The organism is Aldersonia kunmingensis, assembly GCF_001646865.1.
Lineage (GTDB): Bacteria > Actinomycetota > Actinomycetes > Mycobacteriales > Mycobacteriaceae > Aldersonia > Aldersonia kunmingensis.
On the sequence record NZ_LRRB01000173.1, the window covers coordinates 1 to 15,029 of the forward strand.

The following is a 15,029-nucleotide window of genomic DNA, read 5'->3' on the forward strand; positions in this document are numbered from 1 at the left end:
TGGCAGGAACGGCAGCGCCGCCTGCGAGCAGTTGAAGGCGCCCAACAGGTGGACCTCGTACAACTTGCGCATGCTGTCGGCGGACGTGGCGCCGAACATCGCCGGGTCGGTCACACCGGCGTTGTTTACCACGATGTGGAGCTGGCCCGATCCGAGGCCGGCGGCGCGGGCTACGGCCGCGTCGGCCGACTCCCTGTCGGTCACGTCGAGACCGGTGCTGTCCGCCTTGCCGCCGTTGACCGAGATCCGCTCTGCGACTGCGGCGGCCGCCGCCGGATTCACATCCGTGACAAGCACGGTGGCGCCGGCGTCGGCAAGCGCCTCAGCCACCGCGGCACCGATACCACCGGCGGCTCCGGTCACCAACGCCACACGGCCGGTCAGGTCGAACAGCGATTTCTTGTCGGACATCTAGTAGCTCCTCGGCATTCCCATGACATGCGATCCCAGGAAGTTCAGAATCATTTCCTGGCTGATCGGCGCAATCTTCATAACGCGCGCCTCGCGGAAGTACCGCGCGACGTTGTATTCCTCGGAATAGCCCATGCCTCCGTGTGTCTGGATCGCACGGTCCGCCGCGGTGAACCCGGCATCGGCGCACAGATATTTCGCGGTGTTCGCCTCACGGCCACAAGGCTTTCCATTGTCGTAAAGCCAGGTCGCCTTTCTCAGCACCAGTTCCGCGGCGTCCAGGTGCGTAAGCGAATCCGCCAGCGGGAACTGAACGCCCTGGTTCATCCCGATCGGGCGGTCGAAGACAACACGTTCGTTGGCGTAACGCACAGCCCGGTCGAGCGAGACGCGGCCGAGGCCGAGCGCCTCGGCGGCAATCAACATTCGCTCCGGATTCAGCCCGTCGAGCAGGTACTGAAAACCCTTGCCCTCCTCGCCGACGCGGTCCTCGACGGGAATCCGCAGATCGTCGATGAACAACTCGTTCGAGCTCACCGCGTTGCGGCCCATCTTGCGGATCGGCCGGACATCGATGTGGTCCCGATCGATATCGGTGAGGAAAAGCGTCATGCCGTCGGTCTTCTTTTCGACCTCGTCATAACGCGTCGTGCGGGTCAGCAGCAGAATCTTTTCCGACTCCATCGCCTTCGAGATCCACACCTTGCGACCGTTCACGACATAGTGGTCGCCGTCGCGGCGCGCGAACGTGGTGATGCGCGAAGTATCCAGTCCCGCACCCGGTTCGGTAACACCGAAGCAAACATGCAAATCGCCGGTGGCGATCCGCGGCAGCGTTCGCTGCTTGAGTTCGTCGGAACCGTGCACCACAACCGGGTGCATACCGAAGATGGACAAATGGATGGCCGTGGCGGCATTCATGCCACCACCGGACCGCGAGACTTCCTCGAGGATTATCGAAGCCTCGGTAATGCCGAGACCGTGTCCGCCGTACTCCTCGGGGATCGTGATTCCCAGCCAGCCGCCGTCGGCCATGGCCTTGTAGAACTCGTGCGGAAACTCGTGCGCGAGATCCTTTTCCATCCAGTACTGGTCGTCGAACTTACGAGCCAGCTCGGCCACCGAGGACCGGATCAGCTGCTGGTCCTCGGTGAGCTCGAAGCTCATTCCCTCTGTCACGCCTGCCCCCGGACTTTCGTCTTGCCGCGCGCGGCGGTTCCCTTTTTCCCTGATTTCACTGCGCTGCTCATCCGGACCGAATCAGTCGGAGGCAGGCAGGGCCTTGGCGGCCTTGATCGTCAGTGCGACGCCGTCAACGCTCAGCTCGCCCTCACCCGGTGCGGTGCACAGGAGTTCGATCGTCTCGTCGGCGTCGACGTAGCGCTTTCCGATGAGCGTTGCCGGGTTCGTCACCCCGGAGGTGTCCGGCCGCCCCGGAGGCGCCGCGATCATCGGCTCACCGCCACAGGCGATTTCCGGCGTGCGGTCCGCGGGCAGGCGGACGATGACCACGCGCGTGGTGCAGACGGTGCTCGCGAGCTGACTGCCGGTTTTCAGTGCCGGAGCGGTCATGAGCGGTCTCCCTTCTCGATTCGATCGGTAAGAGTGGCGAATTCGAACGACTGCCGCGCCATCCAGAACCGCAGGAAGCCGGTCAGCGAGTAACGCAGGAACACCGCCGCACCCGCCACGCTCACCGAGACGCCCAGGATGGCGAGGATGATGGCGTCGCGCTGGACCAGCGGGTCAGAGGTGTTGTGCGACATGAACCAGGCGATGATGCCGAGCACCGGGCCGGCAAACATCATCGTGACGCCGATCCGCAGCCACAGGCTCGACCGTCCGTTGGACGGGTCCGGGATCTTGAGTTCGGACAGTTCGCGAGTGAAGCGATCGGCTCGCGATTCGGTCGAGGTCATACGGAGCTCCCAAGATAGAGGTTTGCCAGTTCGGTGCGGAATCCACCGTCGGGGTGGCCCTGCTGTTGGATCCGGCCACGGACCATCACGGCGGCGTGATCGGCGATATCGAGTACTGCGGATGCGAACTGCTCGACGACCAGGACCGCGACACCCTGTCGGGCGATCTCGGCGACCTGCTCGTAAAGCTCCCCCACGATCAGTGGCGCCAGACCCATCGACAGCTCGTCGAGCAGCAACACTGCCGGGTCCGTGGCCAATCCCCTACTCAGTGCGAGCATCTGCTGCTCGCCTCCGGACAACGTGCCGGCCTGCTGCGACGCCCGCTTGCCCAGGATCGGGAAGCGGCCGAACGCGATCTCCTCGATGTCGGCGCGCGAACGACCGGTGTAGGTCATCATTTGCAGGTTTTCCCGGACCGTCAGGTTCGGGAAAACGCCCCGCCCCTCCGGGATCAGGCAGACCCCGGCACGAGCCAGGTCCCGCAGCGGCACGCCGGTCATGTCGCGGCCGCCGAGCATCAGGTGACCTGCGGACACCGGATGGGCACCGGCGGCCACCTTCAGCAGCGTGGTCTTGCCCGCGCCGTTGGGCCCGAGCAGCGCGACAACTTGACCCGCTGCGACGCTGAGATCAATACCGTGCAGAACGGTGATCTCGTCGTAAGCGGCTCGTACACCGCGTAATTCGAGTATCGGGCTCATGCCTGCTCCCCGAGGTAGGCCGCGAGCACCAGCTCGTCGCGGCGGATGACGGCAGGCGGGCCGGACGAGATGATCTTGCCCAGATCGAGGACGAACACCTGGTCGCAGACGTTCATCACCAACTCCATGTCGTGCTCGACGAGCAGCACCGCAGTTCCATCATCCGCCAGTCCACGAAGCAGTACCGCGAATCGCTCGGTTTCCTCCGGGTCCTGGCCGGCGGCCGGTTCGTCGAGGAGCAACAGGCTCGGCTTGGCCGCCATCGCCCGCCCGACCTCGACCAGCCGGCCCATGCCGGTAGTCAGATTGTCCGAGCATTCATCGGCGACGTCAGCGAGACCGAGTCGGTCGACGATGCCGTCCACGAAAGTCCCCGCACGGCGCCGCTCCGGCCCCAATTCGGCTGCGACAAGCAGGTTGTCGCGCACCGTCAGACGGCCGAACAGCTCGAGCCGCTGGAAGGTGCGGGCCAGCCCCATCCGGGCACGCTGTGCGGGCCCGCTGCGCGTCACGTCCTTGCCGTCCATGTTGACGTGACCGGTGAGCGGCTTGCGCAGCCCGCAGATCACGTCGAACAACGTGCTCTTCCCGGCACCATTGGGGCCGATCAGGCCGGTGATCTGTCCCCGTTCGGCGGATAACGCAACTCCGTCGAGCGCACGGTGGCCACCGAACGCGACACTGACGTCATTAACCTCGAGTAGCGACGGCACGGTCGAGCACCTCCTCGTCCTCGGGCTGCCAGTCACGCTTGATACCCCAGAACTCGACGGGGATCTCCGGTTCCGCGGCCACCTTGGGCTTCCGGTTGGCGACGTACACCTGCACCGCCAGCGCGGCGAGCGCCGCACCGCCGAAGAAGACGTAGCCGTTGATGACATCGCTGAGTCGCAACACCCACAGCACCGCGAACAGCGCGACGTAGGCCGCGACCGCTGAGCGGCTGGCGAACACCGGATCCCAGTCCTTGCGCATCGTGGCAATCGCGCCCTGACTGATCACGCCGCCGGCGAAGGCGATGCCGAGCAGGCCGGGGATAACCGAGACCAGATCGGCGGTGTCGGGCCAGATCGCGACGATCGCGGCGAACGGGCCCGCCAGCAGCAGACCGGTGAAGAAGCCGTCACCGACGTAACCCAGACCGCCGATAACCGCGATGAGGAAGATCGGCAGTCCCGCGGCAAAGCTGAACTGCTCTGCGGTGACCGACTGCAACTGCATGCCGTAGAGCGCCCCGCCCAATCCGGCGATGCCTGCTCCCACAGCGAATACCGCCACCTTCGCAGCAAGCAGGTTGCCGCCGAGCGTGGCATAGGCAGCCTCACTGTCTCGCTGGGCGATCAGTCGCCTGCCGAAGCGACTGTGCCGCAATGACGCCACGAGCAGCGTGGCGACCGCGAGGCAAACCGCGGAGAAGACGGTGATCTTCGCCGTGGTGTCGAGCTGGTAGCCGAACAGGCTTGGCCCCACCAGGTTCACAGACCCCTGGTCGAAGATCGTGATCTCGACACTGCCCACGTGGAAGGCCGGCAGGGTGAAGATCCAGCGGTCGAGCACGACGGCAAACGCCGCGGTGCCGAGCGCCAGATACACCCCGGACAGTCGCAATGCCGGGATCGCGATGATCACTCCGGCGACCGCGGCGACCACGATGGCCGCGATCAGCGCCCACCATTGGCCTTCCTTGCCGAAGTAGGCACACGCCGCAGCACCGATCCCGGCCATGCTCAACTGGGCCAACGAGATCTGGCCCGCGTAGCCGGCCAACGGGACGAACGACAGCGCGATCACACCCATCGGGAAGATCAGGCCAAAGGTCACCAGGTCCGCCTCGCTCAGCACGGTGGCGAGCACGAGGGCGAACACCACGATCACCCCGCCGAAGATCGCCGTGCCGCGCAGCGTCGGCAGGGGCACTCTCGTCAGGCGGTGATCACGCCCGCGTAGCCGGCCGTGCGGGAACAGCAGCAGCGCGATGAACAACAGCAGCGCGGGTGCGGCGAGTCGAAGGCCCGGGAGGTAGTCGTTCTGCGGCAGGTAGCCGGCCAGATACGCCTCAGTACAGCCGACCACAATCGCACCGACGAACGTCATCGGCAGGCTGCGTAGCCGACCGAAGATCGCCGCGGTATAGGCACTGACGATGAGCATGGACAACTGCAACGCATCCAGCGCGACCGCGGAGGCGATGAGGACACCACCGATCGCGGCGAGCTCGGTGCCGAGAATCCACGCCACCCGGTTGGCCCGCACCGGGTCGGCGCCGGTCAGGCCGACCAGCCCTCGATCATCAACGGTGGCACGCATTTCCGTGCCAATCCGCGTGTTGAACATCAGCAGCCGAAGCCCGATCGCCACGACGACGGCAATGACCATCGTGGTCGCCTGATGCCAGCTGACCGTTGCCGAGCCGATGTGGATCGAGTCCTGGTTCATGAAGAAGACGGGCAGGGACCGCGACTTGTTCGGATCCCAGATCCACCGCGCCAGTGCGATGAGCGCACTGAGCAGCGCGATCGTCATCACCAACTTCTCGGCATCGCCGAGACTCTGGACCGGGCGCAGTGCCCGTTCGACCAGTGCACCGAACAAGGGCGCGAGCACACCCAACACGATCACGAGGCCCAGCCACACCGGTAGATCCCAGCCGACCGTGAGCTGCCAGTAGGCGAACGCGGCCATCATCCCGGTGGCGCCGTGCGCGAAGTTGAACACACCGGTCGTCGTATAGGTGACGACCAGACCGCTACCGATGATCGCGTAGATCGCGGCCGTGCTCAGCCCAACGATGCCGAAGGTGATGAATTGGTCCATTACTGCACGTCGCTAGCGCTCTTGCCGACGTCCGCGAGCCGCATCGGGGTGCCGTAGTCGCCCTGGAGCTTGTACGACGCCGGGATATCGCAGCGGAACAGCCCGTTGTCGGGCTTGAACTCAGCGGCCTGCCAACCGTCACCCGTCGCCTGCTCGATGTTGAAGCACTCTCCGGGCACGTCCGGCGTGGAGATGTTGATCGGCGCCTGCAGTCCGCCCGCGGTCCACTCGGTTTCCGATCGGGCCGCCTCGTAGACGCACTTGCGGGTCAGCTGGTCACCACAGCTCGACGCGGACTGCGCGAACAGCAGCCAGCTCGACATCGCCCGAATGGCCGGCAGGGTGATCTCCGCGCCGGGCGCGTACTTGTCGTACATCGCCTTGACCTGCTTGATCGCCGGGTCGTTGCTCTCCAGCGGCGCGACGCCGCCGAGATCGAGGACATTGTTCTGCGCCTTGGCCGCCGGGCCGAGGAGCTCGAGGAAGGACTGGTTGTAGGAGTTGCTGTTGGCGTCGATCCAGTCGAGCTTGTAGTCCATCGCGGTGAGCGCCTGCTCGAGCTTCGCGAGCTGCTTGAAGTCGCCGTAGAAGACGAGACCCTTGACGTTCTTGTTCTTGATCGACTGCGCGTACGGGGTCCAGTCCGAGACGCCCATCGCGGGGTACAAGTCGTCGTAGACGATGGTGCCGCCGGCAGCCTTGATCGCCTCGATCGCCTGGGGGCCGAGCGACTTCGTCACCGGCGAGTCGCCGTTGATGATGCCGACGGCGGAAGCCGAGGCCGGGTAGGCCTCCTTCAGCAGCCAGGTGCGGAATCCGAAGTAGGGGTCGTAGCCGGCCACGCGGGTCGGCGCGGCGGCAATGTCGAGATCGGCACCAACCGACTGTGCCTGCGAACCCTGCGCGGTGAAGCTGGGCATCAGGCAGTTCAGCCGCTCCTTGACGCCGAGGCCGTCGAGGGCCGCGCCGCCGCCGACGAGTGCGAAGTCCTCGCGGCAGGATTCCAGCATCCGCTGCCGGACCTCCATCAGCTTCGCGTCACGCAGGTTCACGTTGATCTTGCGGCCGTTGATACCGCCGGCCTCGTTGCACCACGAGCTGAATACCTTTGCCGCATCAGCGAATTCGGAGTTCTTCGTGAATCCCATGTCGGTGAAGACGCCGACCTGGATCGCGTCCCCTGTGACGCCCTGCGTGCTCGCGCTCTTCGCGTCGCCCGATCCGCACACCTCGGCAAGGTCACCGAAGTCGCCCGAGGCCTGACTCGCCGCCGGAGCGCCGTCGCTCTCGGAGCCGATCTCCGGTCCCGACCGACCGCTACACCCCGCCAGCAGCAGCGAGGCCGCCGCGACCGCGACGATGATCCGCTTGTGTCTCACGATTCCTCCTTCGCCGGCCGGTCATCGGCCGGCCATGTCCGGAGAGAGTCGCCTCGCCCATGCCCCCGCGCCCACTCTTCGGGCCACCGCAGTGACGTTGCTCTCACTAGTAGGAAACTAGCTTCTCTTTTTTGGAGAAGCAACATCTATTTTCCGTTCATTCGGACATACCGGACGCTGGAAACGGCTGGCGCCGGCGAGTCGCAACTCGCCGGCGCCACAGTGCCCAACTGGGATCGACTGAACTCAGTTGAAGTCGTTCATGCTCTTACCGACATCCGCGAGGGTCATCGGCTTGCCGTAGTCCTGGGTGTACTTGTACGGCGGGATATCGCAGCGGTACAGGCCGTTGTCGGGATTGAAATCGGCGGGCTTCCAACCGTCCGGAGTCACCTGCTCGAGGTTGAAGCACGGCGACGGCGAGGTCTTGTCACCGACCTTGACCGGCGCATGCAGCCCGCCGCCGGTCCACTCCGTCTCCTTCAACCCGTTCTCGTAGACGCACTTGCGGGTGAGTTCATCGCCGCAGGCCGTGGCCGCCTTGGAGAACAGCGCCCAGGCCGACATCGCCCGCATTGCCGGGAAGGTGATCGTCGCATCCGGCGCATACTCCGCGTACATGTCCTTGACCTGCTGCAACGCCGGGATCTCGTCGGCGAGTTCGATGGGCGCGAAGCCGCCGAGATCAAGGAAGTTGTTCTGGTATTCCGCCGACCTGCCGAGCTGGTCGATGAAATCCTGCGAGTAGTTGTTGTTGGTCGTGTCGATCCAGTCGAGCTTGTACTCCATGCCGGTCAGCGTCTCCTCCAGCTTGGGAAGATGCGTCGGGTTGCCGTAGAAGATGAGGCCCTTGACGCCCTTCTCCTTGATCGCCTGCGCGTACGGCGTCCAGTCCGCGATGCCCGACGCCGGATAGGCGTCCTGCCAGACAACAGTTCCCCCGGCTGCCTGGATGGTCTCGGTGCCCTGGTCGGCGAGCGTCTTCGTGACCGCAGCATCGCCGCGCAGGATCCCGACCGCGTTCCTGGAATCCGGGTAGGTATCCAGCGCCCACTTCCGGAATCCGTAGTAGCTGTCGTACCCGACCCACCGGCTCGGCGAGGCACTCAACTCGAGATCGGCGCCGATAGCGGTCACCTGCGCGACCTGCGCGGGGAAGCTCGGCAGCAGGCAGCCCAGCCGCTCCTTGACGCCGAGTCCGTCGAAGCCGACACCGCCCCCTACCAGCGCGAAATCGTCTCGGCACGCCTCGATCATGCGCTGGCGAACCTCCATGAGCTTCGCGTCATGAATGTTGGGGACAAGCTTGCGGCCGTTGATGCCGCCGGCCGCATTGCACCACGAGGTGAACACGTTGGCGGCGTCGACGAACTCGGGGTTCTTGTTGAACCCGAGGTCGGTGAAGACGCCGACCGTGATCGAGTCGGCGGTGACGCCCTGCGCGGTGGCCGCCTTCGCGTCGCCCGGACCGCAGATCCCGGTCAGGTCGCCGAAGTCGCCCGAGGCAGCGCTGCTGCTCTTCTCGTCGCCGCCTTCGCTGCCGCCACCCCCGTCATCGCTGCGACCGCTACATCCTGCGACCAGCAGCGTGATTGCTGCGAGAGCCACGAGTATCCGCCGTGGTTTCACCGTTTCCTCCTCCATTGGACGCCGTTGCGTCCGGCCAGTCGTCGTGCGGCGCCCGGGCCACGAGAAGCCGGTGGTCGGGCCCTATCAGTGTGACGTGGCTCTCTCTCATTGCAAGCATCATTTTCGGATTCCGAGAATCGGAATTTTTACCCATCTCGGACGTCCAGGTGGGTCGACTGAGCCGAAAAGCCCCTCGTTAGGCGCCCCGATGCCGCCTGCCGACGACGCAGTTCACATCCGGGCGTTGACGAACCCGCACTCGTCGTGGAAACCTATTGTTCAATATTGAGAATCTGATTCTCCTCAGGAAAGGAGTTCGTGCATGCGGCTCCCCCCGCTACCCGCGGATGAATGGGACGACGAGGTGCGCGCTGCGCTCGCCGGCATGATGCCGCGCGCGCGGCAGAACCCCGACGACGCTGGGACCGCGCTCGCGACGCTCGTCCGCCACCCGGCGCTGACGAAGGCGTTCCTCGGGCTGAGCATCCATCTGCTGTTCCGGTCGACGCTGCCCGCGCGACTGCGCGAGCTCGCGATCCTGCGGGTCGCCTACCGGCGCGACTGCGAATACGAATCGGCGCACCACGTCGGTATGGCGGCCGAAGTCGGGATCAGCCCGGAGGACGTGGCCGGCGCGCAGCGAGGCGAACTGGCGGACGACTTCGAGCAGGCGGTCGTGCGGGCCGTCGACGAGCTCGATGAGAAGTCGGCGATCACCGACTCGACCTGGGCCACACTCTCGGCCCAACTCGACGAGCGTCAGCTCATGGATCTGATCTTCACCATCGGCACCTACAACACTATGGCCGTGGCCTACAACACTTTTGGCGTTAAGCCCGAACAGAAAGGTTAGACCTGTGGCGCATTTTCCGAAGCCGTCGGCGGGCAGTTGGACCGAGAATTGGCCCGAGCTCGGCACTGCCCCCGTCGATTACACCGACTCCATCGACCCGGAGCAGTGGAAGCTGGAGCAGCAGGCCATCTTCCGCAAGACGTGGCTGCACGTCGGCCGCGTCGAGCGGCTGCCGAAGACCGGCAGCTACTTCACCCGCGAGATGCCCTCCGTTGGGCCGGGCACCTCGATCATCATCGTGAAGGACAAGGACGGCACCGTCCGCGCGTTCTACAACATCTGCCGGCACCGCGGCAACAAGCTGGTCTGGAACGACTACCCCGGCGAGGAAGTCTCCGGCAGCTGCCGCCAGTTCACCTGCAAGTACCACGCGTGGCGGTACGACCTCAAGGGTGATCTGACGTTCGTCCAGCAGGAGGACGAGTTCTTCGACCTCGACAAGCAGGACTACCCGCTGCGGTCGATTCGCTGCGAGGTGTGGGAAGGCTTCATCTTCGTCAACTTCGACGACAACGCCGGACCACTGCCCGAATACATGGGCGATTTCGGCAAGGGGCTCGAGGGCTACCCGTTCCACGAAATGACCGAGGTCTACAGCTACCGCTCGGAGATCAAGGCGAACTGGAAGCTGTTCATCGACGCGTTCATCGAGTTCTACCACGCGCCGATCCTGCACATGAAGCAGGCGACGAAGGAAGAAGCCGAGAAGCTCGCCAAGATCGGCTTCGAGGCCCTGCACTACGACATCAAGGGCATCCACTCGATGATCTCGTCCTGGGGTGGCATGTCCCCGCCCAAGGACCTGAGCATGGTCAAGCCGATCGAGCGGATCCTGCACAGCGGCCTGTTCGGCCCGTGGGACCGGCCCGACATCAAGGGCATCCTGCCCGACGAGCTGCCGCCGGCCGTCAACCCTGCTCGCCAGAAGACCTGGGGTCAGGACTCGTTCGAGTTCTTCCCCAACTTCACCCTGCTGCTGTGGGTCCCGGGCTGGTACCTGACCTACAACTACTGGCCGACCGGTGTGGACTCCCATATCTTCGAGGCGAACCTGTACTTCGTGCCGCCGAAGAACACCCGTCAGCGGCTGTCGCAGGAACTCGCGGCGGTCACCTTCAAGGAGTACGCACTGCAGGACGCGAACACCCTGGAGGCCACGCAGACCCAGATCGGTACCCGGGCAGTCACCGACTTCCCGCTGTGCGATCAGGAGATCCTGCTGCGGCACCTGCACAAGACCGCACATGATTTCGTCAACGAGTACAAGGAAAGCAACGCCATCTCGAATGGCCAGACCAATGGGAGCGTCGCACATGTCTGAGACCACAACCGCGCTGCTGCCGGCCGAGTTCGCCGACCTGGAGCGGTTCAGCGACTGGATCCTGGCGACCGAACCTGAGCGCTACGCCAAGCGTTTGGCGTCGACCATGGCCGAGATGGAAGACCTGTACAACGTCGGCCTGGCCCGGCTCGAGGATGTCATGGTCTACCTCGACGCCCGCTTCCCGCTGAACGACATGCCCGACGATGCCAAGCGGCTGATGCACCTGATGCAGTCCGTGGTGATGGTCTCGTTCCCGGTGGAAGTCTGGAAGCAGCCCCGCGTCCTCGATAGCGGCGCGGCCTGGGTGGAGATCACCAAGGAGCCGGTGGTCTAGCAATGCTGACCCTGAAGGCAGCGGGACTGCTCGACGTCGATGCCGGCGAGATCATCACGCCGGGCATCATTCGCGTCGACGGAGATCGCATCGTCGGGATCGGTGGCGAACCCGAAGGGGACGTCATCGATCTCGGCGACCTGATCCTCATGCCCGGCATGATGGATATGGAGGTCAACCTGCTGATGGGCGGGCGCGGCGAACGGCCCGTGCTCTCCACCGTGCAGGACGATCCTCCGACGCGGATGCTTCGTGCGGTGGGCAACTCCCGCCGCACGCTGCGCGCAGGGTTCACCACCGTCCGAAACCTCGGTCTGTTCGTCAAAACCGGGGGCTACCTGCTCGACGTCGCCCTGATGAAGGCGATCGATGCAGGCTGGATCGACGGCCCGCGGATCGTGCCCGCCGGACATGCCATCACGCCGACCGGCGGACACCTCGACCCGACCATGTTCGCCGCGTTCGCGCCCGGCGTGCTGCAGCTGACGCTCGAGGAAGGCATCGCCAACGGTGTCGACGAGTGCCGCAAGGCGGTGCGCTACCAGATCAAGCACGGCGCGCAGCTGATCAAGGTCTGCGTGTCCGGCGGCGTCATGTCGCACACGGGAACGCCTGGTGCACAGCACTATTCGTTCGAAGAACTGTGCGCGATCGTGGACGAGGCACACCGGCGCGGGCTGCGCGTCGCCTCGCACACGCACGGCGCCGATGCGGTGAAGCAGGCCGTGGAGGCCGGCATCGACTGCATCGAGCACGGCTTCCTGATGGACGACGAGGCCATCGCAATGCTGGTGAAGAACGACACCTTCCTGGTGCCGACCACTCGCCTGGCAGACGCGATGGACGTCTCCCATGCGGCGCCGGAACTGCAGGCGAAAGCAGCCGAGATGTTCCCGAGGGCACGCAAGTCGGTGAAGGCCGCTTACGACGCCGGAGTGAAGATCGCGGTGGGCACGGATGCTCCCGCTATCCCGCACGGCAAGAACGCCGACGAACTCGTCGCGCTTGTCGACCGCGGTATGCCGCCGGTCGCGGTGCTGCGGGCGGCAACCACGGTGGCAGCGGAGCTGATCAACGCCGACGACCGCGGCCGGCTGGTCGAGGGTCTGCTCGCCGACATCGTCGGCGTGCCTGGCAACCCGTTGGATGACATCACGGTCACCCAGAACGTGAAGTTTGTGATGAAAGGCGGAAAGGTCTTTGTCGGCAACTGACGAAATCGTCGCAATCAATCAAACGCTCGCGCGGTACGCGGTCACCATCACCCAGGGCGATATCGATGGGCTGGTCGGGGTTTTCACCCCGGATGGCACCTACAGCGCCTTCGGTGACACGTTCACGCTCGCCGAGTTTCCGGCGCTGGTCGCGGCCGCTCCCAGCGGGCTGTTCATGACCGGTACCGCGCTTGTGGAACTCGACGGGGACAAGGCGACCGGTACACAGCCGCTGTGCTTCATCGATCACTCGAACCACAACATGCGAATCGGCTATTACACCGACACGTATGAGAAGACGAGCGAGGGGTGGCGAATCCGGACCCGGAAGATGACCTTCATTCGCCGCAGCGGTGACCACGATTCGGGCCGGCCGCACGCCTACGAGGCGCCCACGGCCGGGCCGGCCAACAGCAACTCGGCATGACACCGGACGAGTTCCGGAATGCATTGCGCGCGTGGCTCGATGAGAACGACCTGACGCCCGGCGAGGATCACTCGCTGGACGGCCAGGTCGCTCAACTCGATCGGGTACGCGCTGCGCTCTTCGATGCGGGCTGGATGCGCTACGGCTGGCCCGCCGAGGTGGGGGGTCTCGGCGGGCCAGCCGTATTGCGCGCGATTCTCGGCGAGGAGGTCGCCACCCGCGACCTCGCCGAGCCGGGTCTCTACTCGATGGTCGAAGTCCTTGCGCCGACGATGATTTCCTACGCACGCCCGGAGCTCGCCGCCGAAATGGTGCCGAAGCTCCTTGGCGGTCAAGAGCAGTGGTGCCAGGGCTTCTCCGAGCCGGGGTCGGGCAGCGACCTCGCATCGCTCTCGACCCGCGCGGTGCAGCGCGGCGACGAGTGGGTGATCAACGGACAGAAGGTATGGACCAGCTTGGCCCAGTACGCATCCCGGTGCGTGCTGCTCACCCGCACCGCACCCGGACACAAGGGCATCACGGCGTTCTTCGTCGATATGGACACCCCGGGTATCACCGTCCGGCCGCTGCGCACCATGCACGGCGTGGACGAGTTCGCCGAGGTCTATTTCGACGATGTCGTTGTCCCAGCCGACCGGATGCTCGGCAAACCGGGCGACGGCTGGGGTGTGGCGATGGACCTACTGCCCCATGAGCGCTCCACCTGCTTCTGGCACCGGATCGCCTACCTGTTCACCCGGCTCGACCGGCTGCTCACCGAGGCCGAGACCACCGAGGCCGACGACGCCGAACTCGGTGCCGCCTACCTCGCGCTCCACACGGTTCGGTGCCGTTCGCACGCCACCCAGGAGCGCCTCGGCGCCGGCGGCAAGCTCGGCCCCGAAACCTCCATCGACAAGGTGCTTCTTGCCACGGCAGAGCAACAACTGTTCGATACGGCGCGCGATCTGCTTCCCGGCACGGTCGAGTTGACCGACTCGGAATGGCGCACCGAATTCCTGTACTCGCGGGCCGCCACGATCTACGGCGGTACCGCGGAGATCCAGCGCAACATCATTGCGCGCCGGCTGCTCGATCTGGGGGCGGAATGACCGAGGACGATCTCGAACTCGACCTGCTCGCCGACACGATCCGCAAGTCGATGGCCACCGCGTCCGGCGCGGAACTCGACAAGGCGCTTGCCGAGCTCGGCTGGGCGGACATGCTTGCCGAGATTCCCGATATCGCCATCCCACTGGTGTTTCGGTTGCTCGGTGAGACCGGCGCACATGCCGCCGTGCTCAACGACGTGATCGCAGCCGAAGCGGGTTTGCCGATCGGCGACACGCCCGCCCTGCCGTACGCCGGCGGATCGTGGGTTGTGTGGGATCGCGCCGACGTATCGTCCAGCACCTGCCTGGACCCGGAACTGGCCGTACGACAGGTCGATTCTGGCAACGAGGTTCCCCTGGTTTCCGGTCGGCGCGCGCTCGCGTGGTGGCTGGTCGGCACCAGTCGGACAATGCTGAATCTGGCGCGCAGCCACGCGCTGGATCGCACCCAGTTCGGGAAGCCCATCGCGGGGTTCCAGGCGGTCCGGCACCGGCTCGCCGAGACCCTCGTTGCCATCGAAGGCGCGGAGGCGGCGCTGGCCGTCGCTGACGACGATCTCGGCGCGCTGCTGGGCAAGGCCGCGGCAGGACGCGCAGCGATCATCGCTGCACGGAACTGCCAGCAGGTGCTCGGCGGCATCGGTTTCACTGCGGAGCACGCCTTGCAGGGCCACATCCGCCGCGCGCTGTTCCTCGACGGACTGCTTGGCAGCACAAGGGAACTCACCCGGGAGGCCGGGGCGATCATCCGCGCACAGGGCTCTGCACCGCGGCTGGTTCAGCTCTAACCCAGCACTCCCCCAGTTCGGTGATCACGACCAAATGGCCCCTCGACACGCCGTGTCGAGGGGCCATTAGTTCGTTGCCACGAGCCTCGGTAGCCAACCCAATCGGGTGCAAACTTTGCTCGCGTGAAGATTCAGCTCAGGC

16 protein-coding genes are annotated in these 15,029 nt (G+C 65.3%); 7 read left to right on the forward strand and 9 right to left on the reverse strand.

The window, feature by feature from the left end; all coding sequences use genetic code 11:
* The 9 genes from A8G08_RS12805 to A8G08_RS12845 all read right to left on the reverse strand — a co-directional run.
* The coding region (locus A8G08_RS12805) for an SDR family NAD(P)-dependent oxidoreductase (protein ID WP_157108548.1) at positions 1 to 411 on the reverse strand (411 nt) is incomplete at its 3' end.
* On the reverse strand, positions 412 to 1,578 hold the full coding sequence (locus A8G08_RS12810) for an acyl-CoA dehydrogenase family protein (RefSeq protein WP_068274336.1): 1,167 nt from the start codon (positions 1,576 to 1,578) through the stop codon (positions 412 to 414).
* 93 nt (positions 1,579 to 1,671) lie between these two features.
* A complete protein-coding gene (locus A8G08_RS12815; RefSeq protein WP_068274338.1) occupies positions 1,672 to 1,983 on the reverse strand; it encodes a hypothetical protein in 312 nt (103 codons plus the stop codon).
* Complete coding sequence (locus A8G08_RS12820) at positions 1,980 to 2,330, reverse strand: hypothetical protein (protein WP_068274340.1); 351 nt, start codon at positions 2,328 to 2,330, stop codon at positions 1,980 to 1,982. Before A8G08_RS12820 ends, A8G08_RS12815 begins: the two co-directional genes overlap by 4 nt.
* Positions 2,327 to 3,034, reverse strand: coding sequence for an ABC transporter ATP-binding protein (locus A8G08_RS12825; RefSeq protein WP_068274342.1), 708 nt, complete (start codon positions 3,032 to 3,034; stop codon positions 2,327 to 2,329). The genes A8G08_RS12820 and A8G08_RS12825 overlap by 4 nt, the downstream gene beginning before the upstream one ends.
* Complete coding sequence (locus A8G08_RS12830; RefSeq protein WP_068274344.1) at positions 3,031 to 3,747, reverse strand: ABC transporter ATP-binding protein; 717 nt, start codon at positions 3,745 to 3,747, stop codon at positions 3,031 to 3,033. Before A8G08_RS12830 ends, A8G08_RS12825 begins: the two co-directional genes overlap by 4 nt.
* Positions 3,725 to 5,848 carry a branched-chain amino acid ABC transporter permease gene (locus A8G08_RS12835; protein ID WP_068274346.1) on the reverse strand — a complete coding sequence of 708 codons (2,124 nt, stop codon included), beginning with the start codon at positions 5,846 to 5,848 and terminating at the stop codon, positions 3,725 to 3,727. The genes A8G08_RS12830 and A8G08_RS12835 overlap by 23 nt, the downstream gene beginning before the upstream one ends.
* A complete protein-coding gene (locus tag A8G08_RS12840; RefSeq protein ID WP_068274348.1) occupies positions 5,848 to 7,227 on the reverse strand; it encodes an ABC transporter substrate-binding protein in 1,380 nt (459 codons plus the stop codon). Before A8G08_RS12840 ends, A8G08_RS12835 begins: the two co-directional genes overlap by 1 nt.
* A gap of 246 nt (positions 7,228 to 7,473) precedes the next feature.
* The gene (locus tag A8G08_RS12845) at positions 7,474 to 8,841 is read right to left on the reverse strand and encodes an ABC transporter substrate-binding protein (protein WP_245672804.1); all 1,368 of its coding nucleotides are present in this window, start codon (positions 8,839 to 8,841) and stop codon (positions 7,474 to 7,476) included.
* A gap of 337 nt (positions 8,842 to 9,178) precedes the next feature.
* Here A8G08_RS12845 and A8G08_RS12850 point away from each other — a divergent pair, with 337 nt between their 5' ends.
* From A8G08_RS12850 to A8G08_RS12880, 7 genes are read left to right on the forward strand one after another with little or no spacing between them, the layout of a single operon-like run.
* Complete coding sequence (locus tag A8G08_RS12850) at positions 9,179 to 9,709, forward strand: carboxymuconolactone decarboxylase family protein (protein WP_068274352.1); 531 nt, start codon at positions 9,179 to 9,181, stop codon at positions 9,707 to 9,709.
* Positions 9,710 to 9,713: 4 nt separating this feature from the next.
* On the forward strand, positions 9,714 to 11,030 hold the full coding sequence (locus tag A8G08_RS12855) for an aromatic ring-hydroxylating oxygenase subunit alpha (RefSeq protein WP_068274354.1): 1,317 nt from the start codon (positions 9,714 to 9,716) through the stop codon (positions 11,028 to 11,030).
* A complete protein-coding gene (locus A8G08_RS12860; RefSeq protein WP_068274356.1) occupies positions 11,023 to 11,367 on the forward strand; it encodes a hypothetical protein in 345 nt (114 codons plus the stop codon). Before A8G08_RS12855 ends, A8G08_RS12860 begins: the two co-directional genes overlap by 8 nt.
* Positions 11,368 to 11,369: 2 nt before the next feature.
* Complete coding sequence (locus A8G08_RS12865; RefSeq protein ID WP_068274358.1) at positions 11,370 to 12,581, forward strand: metal-dependent hydrolase family protein; 1,212 nt, start codon at positions 11,370 to 11,372, stop codon at positions 12,579 to 12,581.
* Positions 12,568 to 13,008, forward strand: a complete 441-nt coding sequence (locus tag A8G08_RS12870; RefSeq protein WP_068274360.1) for a nuclear transport factor 2 family protein — start codon at positions 12,568 to 12,570, stop codon at positions 13,006 to 13,008. Before A8G08_RS12865 ends, A8G08_RS12870 begins: the two co-directional genes overlap by 14 nt.
* Positions 13,005 to 14,099 (forward strand): acyl-CoA dehydrogenase family protein, encoded by a 1,095-nt coding sequence (locus A8G08_RS12875; protein WP_068274362.1) that lies wholly within the window; start codon positions 13,005 to 13,007, stop codon positions 14,097 to 14,099. The genes A8G08_RS12870 and A8G08_RS12875 overlap by 4 nt, the downstream gene beginning before the upstream one ends.
* Positions 14,096 to 14,887, forward strand: a complete 792-nt coding sequence (locus tag A8G08_RS12880) for an acyl-CoA dehydrogenase family protein (protein ID WP_068274364.1) — start codon at positions 14,096 to 14,098, stop codon at positions 14,885 to 14,887. The genes A8G08_RS12875 and A8G08_RS12880 overlap by 4 nt, the downstream gene beginning before the upstream one ends.
* The last annotated feature ends 142 nt before the right edge of the window (positions 14,888 to 15,029 follow it).